The organism is Mucilaginibacter sp. P5_A6, from assembly GCF_056400585.1.
The window spans coordinates 379,658-390,095 of record NZ_JBFUKZ010000008.1 but is presented as its reverse complement, the minus strand read 5'-3'; the positions used below and the strand labels follow the sequence as shown (position 1 = coordinate 390,095).

Genomic DNA, 10,438 nt, shown 5'->3' with positions numbered 1-10,438 from the left:
GTGGTGAGTGGTGAGTGGTGAGTGGTGAGTGGTGAGTGGTGAGTGGTGAGTGGTGAGTGGTGAGTGGTGAGTGGTGAGTGGTGAGTGGTGAGTGGTGAGTGGTGAGTGGTGAGTGGTGAGTGGTGAGTGGTGAGTGGTGAGTGGTGAGTGGTGAGAAAAATTGCCATACAATTTAGTCAAAAATCGTGGTAATCCTTATTCCTTGCTCCAAAAGCCGTTGCTCCCGAAAAAAAACCTATAAAAACAGCAAAGCCCCTGATGGGCAGGGGCCTTTACTAACCAATTATAAACCTAAATTATGAGAAGAGCTGTAGGAGAAGGAGTCGAACCTCCACGGAGTGGTTATTTTCATTGCTGAAAGTTTCCCAATTTCTCCGCCACCGCGACAAGGAGGTGTGTCTGCCAAAAATTTCACCATCCTACATTATATAAATCCCGTCTTTCATGGATTTGCTGTTGGGGAAGGATTCGAACCTCCACAGAGTAGTTAGCCCGCTTCGGGTTTTCTATGATCTCCGCCACCGGGACAAGGAGGTGTGTCTGCCAAAAATTTCACCACCCAACATTATTTTTCTTGTTAAAGAACGATAAGCATTTTGTCGTTTGCTATGATACAAATCTAATAGACCTATCAATTCCTTGCAAATATTTCAACAAAAATATTTTATTTTTATTCAAATTTTAATTAAACTTGTATTTCAATATAGATATTCAAATTTATGTCCCACAGAAAAGCTCAAAATTTAGAAATTGATAATCTCGATATCCAGATTTTATCAATATTGATGAAAAATGCTACCACTCCATACACTGAGATAGCTAAAGAGTTAATAGTTTCTGGCGGAACCATACACGTGCGGATGAAAAAGTTGGAAGAGATGGGTGTAATAAAGGGAGCCAGCTTAGAGGTAGATCCGCAAAAATTAGGGTACGATATTACAGCTTTTTTGGGTATCTACCTGGAAAAAGGCTCGCAATATAATGAAGCCGTTAAGCAGCTAAAAACTATAAAAGAGATAGTTGAGCTGCATTATACCACCGGCGAATGGAGTATTTTTGCCAAAATTGTATGCCATGACACCACGCACCTGCGCGAAGTATTAAACGAGCAGATCCAGGGCGTAAAAGGCATTCAACGTACAGAAACCTTCATTTCGCTTGAAGAAAGTATAAGGAGGCAGATTACCTTGGAGTAAACGGTACTTAAGATTTTGATGATTTTTTAAAATGGGCTGTTATGCTAAGTTTAGGCTTAGGGTAATGGTCTTTTTTGTGCCTGAGCCTGAATTTGTCGCATTAAAAAATTAATTAAAAGCGAGCTTCGAAAATTATCGTAGTTAAAAAAACGATAAATTCCGGGTCAGAAATTACGCTGCTTTCGAAATATACTTCACCAAACTCCTTTTAGCCACCGGCAGCAACGTTTGCTCCAACGGGAAAGTGATATCACTATGTACATAATATACCGCCGGGTTGGGCATAAACTTATTGCGGTTTATTAAATTCAGTTTAATAGCTTCGGGCGTATTGACAATGCTATGCTCATAAGTGTCGATAAAACTTACGTGAATGCCCCGGTACTTATCATCCTTTCCCTCAAAAATGGTGATCTGGTATTCATAGATCCAGCTTGTGCGTTCCTTGCCGTTACGTAACGAAAAGTAGCCATGATATGGCATCAGCGGTATAATACCTATCGGATCTATATTGAGGTGGCGCTCTACAAAGTCATAAATTTCTTTACCTGTTTGGATAGCCGGGTTCATTTTGGACATAGCATAGGAGATGATCTGCTCTATCTCCTGCATGCTTTGATCGTCCCTGATAATTTTTTGGTAGGTAAGCTTTACAGCATCAATATCCGCCTGGGTTAACCGTTGCGGAAAGGCCTGCTGCATCAGCGTTTTATTTTTTTTAAAATCTACCAGGTTATTATAGTGGAAGATCAGGTCGGCAAGGTTAGGGTATAACCGGCTTTTATCAAAGTGGCGGTTAATTTCCTGTAAATAGTTAAGCAGGAGATACTTTTTATGCTCAAAATCAATATACCCCTCAATAAACCAGTTAACACCTAATGGTTTCATAATTTTCACGCTCCTTTCAATAGCTTAAATTAAACAAAAAACACCAACTTTGCAATATGCCCTATGGAACCCTTTATTTAATCCCTGTACCTCTTGCCGAAGAAGCGGCTGCCAAGTCATTTACACCTTATTTGGTTGATACTATTAATAGTATTAAGGAATATATTGTAGAGAATGAAAAAACCGCCCGTAAGTTTTTAAAAGAGGCCGGATTGAAAACCCCGCAAAATGAGCTCGTAATTCATGATTATGGCAAGTATAATCGTGATATGGGCACTGCCGATTTTTTTAAGGGGCTGCAGGCTGGTAATGATGTTGGCCTGATGAGCGAAGCCGGTTGCCCCGGCATAGCCGACCCTGGCGCAGAAATTATTGATAAAGCCCATCGTATGGGTATAAAAGTAGTGCCCTTGGTTGGTCCAAGTTCTATTTTGCTGGCGCTAATGGCTTCAGGGTTTAATGGGCAAAGCTTTACCTTTAATGGTTACCTGCCAATTGATAAGGTGCTGCGCAGTAAAAAGATCAAAGAACTGGAAGGCCTGGCCACCCGGCTCGATCAGACACAGATATTTATTGAAACACCTTTTCGCAACAATCCGTTGCTTGAAGAGATCCTGAAAACAGCCAGTCCCAAAACAAAACTTTGCATTGCCTGCGATCTTACCGCTACTACCGAATTTGTGCAAACTAAAACTATCATGGATTGGCAGAAGAAAGTGCCTGAACTGCACAAACGCCCAACTATTTTTTTACTTTATCATGGCTAAATAATGACCATTACGCAGCAGCATACCAGCGTATTGATAGTAGGAGCCGGTCCGTCAGGATTAATGATGGCAGCCCAGCTATTGCGTTATGGTGTACAGCCCGTAATAATTGATAGCAGACAAGGCCCAACCAATCAATCAAAAGCGTTGGCGGTGCAGGCCCGTTCGCTGGAAATTTATCGGCAGATGGGTGTTATCGACAAGATAATTGAAGGAGGAAAGCAAGCCAACGGGGTAATATTTAACCAGGAAGGAAAAGAAAGTGTCCAACTTTCGCTGGATAATGTAGGCGAAGGGCAAACCGCTTTCCCTTATATTATAATGTACCAGCAAAGTAAGAACGAGCGCCTGCTGCTCGATTTTTTAACCCTCAATTGCTGCCCGGTTTACTGGAATACTTCGCTGTTAAGCGTCGAACAAAATGCATCCGGGACAATTGTTGAGCTACAGGCCGGGGACGGGAAACAAAGACTTACCTGTGATTGGTTAATAGGTGCCGATGGCGCGCATAGTGCTGTACGCAAACAATTACAAATACCTTTTAGTGGTGATACCTATCAGCATAAATTTTATTTAGCCGATGTTAAGATTGGGAATGACCTTGGCGATAGGGTAAATCTGTTCATGGCCAAAAAAGGCTTTGCCGGTTTTTTCCCTATGCCCGAGGAACAGTGCTACCGTATTGTTGGTAACCTGCCCGATGAATTTGATGGAAAAACGGATTTACAGATAGAAGAGATGTTGCCCTTCCTTAATAAGATAACCGGGCAGGATATCCGGGTTGAACAGGTCAATTGGTTCACCGATTACCGCCTGCACCACCGCATGGCAGATAAATTCCGGTCGCAAAATTGTTTTTTGGTGGGCGATGCAGCCCATATCCACTCACCGGTTGGCGGCCAGGGAATGAACACAGGCTTGCAGGATGCTTATAATTTAGCCTGGAAACTCGCCGGCGTGGTGAATAATCAACTAAAGGAATCGGTTTTGGACAGTTACGCCAAAGAACGCATGCCCGTAGCCAAAACTCTGCTTAATACTACCGACCGCGTTTTTAAAATGATTCTATCCCGCAATTGGTTTGTGGGGTTGTTTAAGAGATGGCTGCTCCCAACGGTATTGAAAACTGTTTGGAATAAACCCGATTTAAGAAAAGCATTTTTTATACGTGTTTCGCAAATAGGAATAGATTACCGTGAAAGCCAGATCAACCTGCACCTGAGTAATGCTACCCAAATAAAAGCGGGCGACAGGCTACCATACCTTAAAGTGTTTGATGAAAAAAAACAAAAGGAAACCGATCTGCACGAATGGTGCAGCAAACCCGGCTTTACGATAATAGCCCTTGGCAAACTACAGGAGATAGACCTGTTTACGCTTGCCAAGTGGATCACACAGAAATACCCATCTAATCTCAACTTTTTTTACCTGCCTCCTTCTGCCAAAAACCAACAGGTGTTTGATGCCTTTGAGATTAGGGAAAAACAAAAAAAAGCACTTATCATCCGCCCGGATATGCATATCGGTTTTATCAACGACGTTATTGACATTGATATGATGGATAATTATTTGCAGAATGTTGTGGGCTTTAACCAAGCTTAACAGTTACTGAGTTTTAGTCTCAATAAAGCAGCTGATCATACGGATATCTTTCTGTATGTATAGCTTTTACTTCTTCATAAAGCAAACTTCTGAATTCATCTACATTTTCTTTTTTTGTGGCCGATATAAATATGGCAGGGCTGTTGTTTTTGGCCATCCAGCTATGTTTAAAATCATCAAGGGTAAGAGGTTCGGCCTGCTGTTCCAATTGATGTTGCTCGGGTTTAAAGGCATCTATTTTGTTAAATACCGTGATCATCTTTTTATCAATAGCGCCAATATCTTTCAGCGTTTCGTTAACCGTACGAATCTGATCTTCAAAATTGGGGTGCGAAACATCAACAACATGAACCAAAATATCGGCCTCGCGCACTTCATCAAGGGTCGATTTAAAACACTCGACCAAATGATGCGGTAGTTTACGAATAAACCCAACCGTATCAGACAGCAGGAATGGCACATTTTCAATAACTACTTTACGTACCGTGGTATCAAGCGTTGCAAATAGCTTATTCTCGGCAAAAACCTCCGATTTGGAGATCATATTCATAATGGTTGATTTGCCTACGTTGGTATACCCAACCAAAGCCGCACGCACCATTTGATTACGGTTTTTGCGTTGCGTTTCGTTTTGCTTATCAATCTGCTTTAGTTTTTCTTTTAGCAGCGATATTTTATTCAGGATCAAACGCCTGTCAGTCTCAATTTGCGATTCACCCGGGCCACGCATACCAATACCACCCTTTTGGCGCTCAAGGTGGGTCCATAAACGGGTAAGGCGGGGTAATAAGTATTGCAGCTGGGCCAGCTCAACCTGGCTTTTAGCCTGCGCGGTTTGCGCACGGTTTGCAAAAATATCCAGTATCAGGTTATTACGGTCTAATATTTTTACCTGTAATTCGTTTTCAATATTGCGCAGTTGTGACGGTGATAGTTCATCATCAAAAACAACCATGTCAATTTCCTCTTCTATTACAAAGGCTTTAATATCCTCCAGCTTGCCCGAGCCTACAAACGTTGCCCTATCCGGTCGTTGCAGTTTCTGGGTAAAGCTTTTTACGGTTTCGCCACCGGCTGTGGCCACCAAAAACTCCAGTTCCTCTAAAAACTCTTTTTCCTGCTCATCGGTTACGTGAGGTGTCATCACGCCAACCAAAATAGCTTTTTCCTGCTTCACAGCAGTATCATAAAATTTTTGCTTCATTAACTATGGTTTATCAATCAAAGTGCCAGTTTACTAATATATACACAAACCGGGGCACTTTATGCCAAAATAACATGTATAATGTAATTAAAAAACCGGCGGGTATAAAAAATTATAAAATTGGTTAATAATGGGTGTTGAAGGATTGACACAAATAACCTCAGAAATAGTTTTATTTATTTTATAATAATCATTTACCTAATTATTATATTCGTGCTGATTAAACCTTATCAGCAATGAACAAACTTTTTACCCTGCTATTTTTAGGGACCCTGGGCCTTTCTGTAGGTGCCCAAACTACTACCCCAGTACCCACTGCTCAATCTTTTGGCAAAGTAGATAAAGCCGATCTTGAAATGACAAAATGCGACTTTGAGCCGGACGCCAACGCCGAAATTCTTTTTGATAAAGGCGATACTTATTTTGATACCCAATACAATATCAATACCGACAGGCATACGCGCATTAAAATTTTTAATGATAACGGTAAAGATGAGGCCAACATCCGCATAAAGTTTTATAGCAACAACCGCTCTCAATATATAACCGGCCTGCAGGCGCAAACCATTAATTTAACCAATGGAGCGGTTGAAATTATTAAGGTTGATAAAAAACAGATATTCACCGAAGCTGTGGATAAGTACTACTCGGCAATTGTTTTCTCATTCCCAAATGTAAAACCAGGCTGTATAATTGAATATAAATACAGGCTGACCAGCGCCTCTGTAAGCAGTTTCCCCGACTGGTATTTTCAAAGCGACCTGCCTACGAGGTATAGCGAACTGGATACCAACATACCGGATATTTTAACCTATAAAAGGTTGCCAAACTTACATTTGCCATATGTAGTTGATAAAACAAGTTCGTCAAATACCCATATCGAGGCTATGGCCAACATTCCATCGTTAAAAGATGAGCCCTACATGGATGCCCGTAATGATAATTCTGAGCGCATACTTTTCCAACTGCTAAGTATACGCATACCCGGCTATTTCTATCCTAACTTCCAGGACTCGTGGAAAAAAGTTGGCGAAAACAGGATAAATAATGAGGATTTTGGCGGTCAGCTAAACAGGAAACTTACGGGCGAAGAACTAATTATTAGCAAAGCAAAGGCTCTTAAAACCGATGATGAAAAAATTGCTTATGTTTTTAATGAGGTTAAAAATACTATAAAGTGGAATGATGTTTATGACATTAACAGTACCGATGGTACGCCAAAGGCATGGGAAAAAAAGGTAGGCAACTCAGCCGAAATAAACATAGTGCTTTACCACTTACTAAAAAAATCGGGACTCACAGTTTATCCGATGATGGTAAGCACGCGCGATAATGGTCGCATAAACCCAAGCTACCCAAGCGTTTATCAATTTAACAGTATGATAGCATATATACCGGTTGATAGTGCTAAATATTATGCACTTGATGCTACCAGTAAATACAATCTTTACAACAAGGTGCCCCGTACCTTTTTAAACTCATTTGGCTTTTACATTGATGACGCGAACAAGATATATGACCTTTCGTTTTTACAGGAACCAGAACCTGTACGCCAGGTTGTTTTGCTAAATGCCGAAATAAAGCCCGATGGTAAAATGAACGGCAGTGCCGACATTAGCAGCTTTAGCTACAACAAAATGTACTATACTAAAAAGTACAAAACCGACGGCGAAAAAAAGTATAACGACTTTTTGAGAGAAGATAACAATAGCCTTAAAATATCCTCGCTGACTTTTGAAAACCTGGATGTTGACACCCTGCCGTTACGCCAAAAACTCAACTTTAACCTCGATTTAACGGGGAGCGATGATAATTATATTTACTTTAATTCAAACCTGTTTACCGGCCTTAAAACAAACCCGTTTTTGGCCGAAAACCGCTTTACAGATATTGATTTTGGCTACCGCGATAATTACGCCATAACAGGCATTTTTAAAATTCCTGCAGGGTACAAAATTGACGCGATGCCTAAAAGCATAAGCATGGCCATCCCTGATGGTACAGTTACTTTTAAACGCTTTGTTGCCGAACAGGATGGGTCAATAATGGTGCGCTTTAGTATTGATCATAAAAAGTCGTTGTACTTTAAGGAGAATTATCCCGAGTTCCGTGAGTTTTGTAAAAAGATGTACGATATGCTTAACGAACAGATTGTACTTAAAAAAGGCTGATAAAACTATGTTTATTAAATATTATACCAGGCTGCTGCTCATTGCAACGGCCTTATGTGCGCTATACAGTAAAGGTTATAGCCAGGATAAAAATATTCCTAAAGATTTATATATCGCAGCAACCATTCCTGATTCTTTGAAGGAGGATGCAAATTCGGTGCTGAGGTACTCAAGTGAAGAGGTAATTGTAAAAGGCCCGGGGAAAATGATCCTGAAACATCATAGCATTGTAACTATTCTAAACGAAAAGGACGATAGTGAAGCCATATTGGAGATGGGTTACAATAAAAAATATGATTCTTATAGTGATATCGAGATGAATATTTTTGATGCATCTGGTAAGCAAATAAAAAAATATCGTAAAAGCGATATGTATGACGGCTCTGCCGCTGATGATGAAACCATGGTTACAAACGAAAGATTTCTGGCTGTAAGGCATGCTATCGCGGCCTATCCAATTACAATTGAGAAAATTTATGAAGAAGATGAAAGTAGTTTTATAGGTTTAGATAGTTGGTATATTCAGAATCAGGTTGAGCAATCTGTTCAGTTTTCGTCTTATAAAATTTCATTTGGTCCCTCAGTTGGCCTTCGGTTTAAAAATACCAACACAAAGATCAAACCCGAAAAAAAGAATGCCGATGGTTTAGATAGCTATTTGTGGAAGGTTCAAAATTTGAAAGCAATTAAAAAAGAAGAGCATGTTTTAGCCTGGACTATTTTACCAAAAATTTCTTTTGCTGCAAGCTCATTTGATTGCTATGGTTACCCTGGTGATTTTAGTAGCTGGCAGTCTTTTGGTAACTGGATTAAATCGCTAAATGGTGATGTGTGTATATTAAGCCCCGAGCGTACAGCAGAGATAAAAAAGATGACTGACTCCATTAAAACGGATAAAGATAAAGCCCGCTTTTTGTATAACTACATGCAAAAAAGCATGAGGTATGTAGGCATTCAATTGGGTATTGGCGGGTATAAACCTTTCCCTGCAACCTTTGTGGACCAGAAAAAGTACGGCGATTGTAAAGCCTTGTCTAACTATATGCGTGCATTGCTCAAAGCCGTTAATATTGATTCTTATTATACCATCATCAGGTCTGCCAGTAATAGCGAGCCTATTGATGCCACTTTTCCGGCCAACACATTTAATCATGCTGTTTTGTGTATCCCTTTTAAAAATGATACTACCTGGCTCGAGTGCACAAGCAATACAAGGCCCTTTGGAAAGTTAGATCCATCTACACAGAATACTAAGGCTTTAATAATTACCGAAAATGGAGGCAGGCTAATAAATACGCCCCGAAGCTTAGCTGTCGATAACCAGTTTAATAGTGAAGTTCATATTGTGCTGGATGCCGATGGCGGAGCTAAAGCACAGTTAAAAATATTTAGTACAGGGATATACCGGTCTGGTTATATAGGGGTTGCCGCTTTAAAAACAGATGAGCAAAAAGAATATATCATACGCGATCTGCATATGAAGCAACCGTCTGTATTTGATTTTAAACCTGCAACAGATAAGGAGGGCATTAAAGAAGTGGATATCATCCTGGAGTATGATAAGTTTTGCGACATAGCCACAGGAGATAAGCAATTTTATAGGCCGGGCGTATTTTCCCTTTGGCAAAACACAGTGCCAATTGAGGAAAAGAGGAAAAATGATTTTTATTTCGACATGCCATTACAAAAATCATGCATAACCACAATTGACCTTCCTGCCGGTTTTGAAGTAGAAACGCTGCCAACCAGCCAAAGCTTAAAATTTAGCTATGGCACCTATGATGTAAAATTTGCTTATGATGCTTCCAAAAACCAGGTGATAAGTACTGCTAAGTTTAATCTTAGCGATTATATTATCCCCGCTGCCAAATACACCGAAATGCAGGTTTATATGGACGCTGTTGCCAAAGCGCAAAATAAAAAACTGGTGATACGCCGCAAAGCTTAAATTTGCCCCTGATGATATTCAGGCTTGATGAACGTTTACTATTTCCTGAGCCTGAGCTGGCCGAACCAGACGGGCTTTTGGCTGTAGGCGGCGACCTATCGACCGATCGTTTATTATTAGCATATCAAAATGGAATTTTCCCCTGGTATAGTGATGATACGCCTATCCTTTGGTATTCGCCGCATGAGCGTTTTGTGCTTTATCCACAGGAGTTGAAGATCTCTAAATCAATGCGGCAGGTGCTGCGCTCTGGTAAGTTCAGGGTTACCACCAATACCTGCTTTGCCGAAGTGATAAAAGCTTGTTCAATAGCCCCGCGTGAAGGCCAGGATGGTACCTGGATAACTGATGAAATGCAGACTGCATACATTAAACTTCATAAAGATGGCTACGCCCATTCCGTTGAAGTGTGGGAGCAAAACAAGTTGGTAGGTGGCTTATACGGCATGTGGGTTGGCGCAGTTTTTTGTGGCGAAAGCATGTTTAGCCGCGTTAGCAATGCATCAAAAGCAGCACTGATCTACCTGTGCGAAACCAATCGGTTTAAATTGATAGACTGTCAGGTACATACCGGTCACCTGGAATCAATGGGGGCAAGGATGATAAGCCGGGAGCAATATATAGCCGTTTTGCACAATAGTTTGCTTTGATTGGTTAACTTT

8 protein-coding genes and 1 tRNA gene are annotated in these 10,438 nt (G+C 40.7%); 6 read left to right on the top strand and 3 right to left on the bottom strand.

Annotated elements, in window-relative coordinates; translation table 11 throughout:
- Positions 1 to 453 precede the first annotated feature (453 nt).
- Positions 454 to 565: transfer RNA gene (locus AC1DO4_RS11890), tRNA-Asp, on the bottom strand.
- Between the two features lie 154 nt (positions 566 to 719).
- Between AC1DO4_RS11890 and AC1DO4_RS11885 the strand changes: the two genes are divergently transcribed.
- Positions 720 to 1,196, top strand: a complete 477-nt coding sequence (locus AC1DO4_RS11885) for an Lrp/AsnC ligand binding domain-containing protein (RefSeq protein WP_076373882.1) — start codon at positions 720 to 722, stop codon at positions 1,194 to 1,196.
- 171 nt (positions 1,197 to 1,367) lie between these two features.
- Here the strand turns inward: AC1DO4_RS11885 and AC1DO4_RS11880 are convergent, their stop codons facing one another.
- A complete protein-coding gene (locus AC1DO4_RS11880; protein ID WP_477403196.1) occupies positions 1,368 to 2,084 on the bottom strand; it encodes a hypothetical protein in 717 nt (238 codons plus the stop codon).
- Between the two features lie 56 nt (positions 2,085 to 2,140).
- Here AC1DO4_RS11880 and AC1DO4_RS11875 point away from each other — a divergent pair, with 56 nt between their 5' ends.
- Positions 2,141 to 2,851 (top strand): SAM-dependent methyltransferase, encoded by a 711-nt coding sequence (locus AC1DO4_RS11875; protein ID WP_477415985.1) that lies wholly within the window; start codon positions 2,141 to 2,143, stop codon positions 2,849 to 2,851.
- A gap of 3 nt (positions 2,852 to 2,854) precedes the next feature.
- Positions 2,855 to 4,453 (top strand): FAD-dependent monooxygenase, encoded by a 1,599-nt coding sequence (locus tag AC1DO4_RS11870; protein ID WP_477415983.1) that lies wholly within the window; start codon positions 2,855 to 2,857, stop codon positions 4,451 to 4,453.
- Between the two features lie 19 nt (positions 4,454 to 4,472).
- On the opposite strand, the gene hflX is transcribed toward AC1DO4_RS11870, so the two are convergent.
- Complete coding sequence (gene hflX, locus AC1DO4_RS11865) at positions 4,473 to 5,657, bottom strand: GTPase HflX (protein ID WP_477415981.1); 1,185 nt, start codon at positions 5,655 to 5,657, stop codon at positions 4,473 to 4,475.
- Between the two features lie 236 nt (positions 5,658 to 5,893).
- Here hflX and AC1DO4_RS11860 point away from each other — a divergent pair, with 236 nt between their 5' ends.
- From AC1DO4_RS11860 to aat, 3 genes are read left to right on the top strand one after another with little or no spacing between them, the layout of a single operon-like run.
- A complete protein-coding gene (locus tag AC1DO4_RS11860; RefSeq protein ID WP_477415979.1) occupies positions 5,894 to 7,828 on the top strand; it encodes a DUF3857 domain-containing protein in 1,935 nt (644 codons plus the stop codon).
- A gap of 7 nt (positions 7,829 to 7,835) precedes the next feature.
- Positions 7,836 to 9,776: a DUF3857 domain-containing protein gene (locus tag AC1DO4_RS11855; protein WP_477415977.1), complete on the top strand. Its 1,941-nt coding sequence runs from the start codon at positions 7,836 to 7,838 to the stop codon at positions 9,774 to 9,776.
- An 11-nt stretch (positions 9,777 to 9,787) separates the two neighbouring features.
- Entirely contained in the window at positions 9,788 to 10,426 is a 639-nt protein-coding gene (aat, locus tag AC1DO4_RS11850; RefSeq protein WP_477415975.1) for a leucyl/phenylalanyl-tRNA--protein transferase, read from the top strand.
- The last annotated feature ends 12 nt before the right edge of the window (positions 10,427 to 10,438 follow it).

Excerpts from the sequence above, each read along its gene's own strand:
- AC1DO4_RS11885 (WP_076373882.1), top strand. The coding sequence starts at position 720 with ATGTCCCACAGAAAAGCTCAAAATTTAGAAATTGATAATCTCGATATC.
- AC1DO4_RS11880 (WP_477403196.1), bottom strand. The coding sequence starts at position 2,084 with ATGAAACCATTAGGTGTTAACTGGTTTATTGAGGGGTATATTGATTTT.
- AC1DO4_RS11875 (WP_477415985.1), top strand. The coding sequence starts at position 2,141 with ATGCCCTATGGAACCCTTTATTTAATCCCTGTACCTCTTGCCGAAGAA.
- AC1DO4_RS11870 (WP_477415983.1), top strand. The coding sequence starts at position 2,855 with ATGACCATTACGCAGCAGCATACCAGCGTATTGATAGTAGGAGCCGGT.
- hflX (WP_477415981.1), bottom strand. The coding sequence starts at position 5,657 with ATGAAGCAAAAATTTTATGATACTGCTGTGAAGCAGGAAAAAGCTATT.
- AC1DO4_RS11860 (WP_477415979.1), top strand. The coding sequence starts at position 5,894 with ATGAACAAACTTTTTACCCTGCTATTTTTAGGGACCCTGGGCCTTTCT.
- AC1DO4_RS11855 (WP_477415977.1), top strand. The coding sequence starts at position 7,836 with ATGTTTATTAAATATTATACCAGGCTGCTGCTCATTGCAACGGCCTTA.
- aat (WP_477415975.1), top strand. The coding sequence starts at position 9,788 with ATGATATTCAGGCTTGATGAACGTTTACTATTTCCTGAGCCTGAGCTG.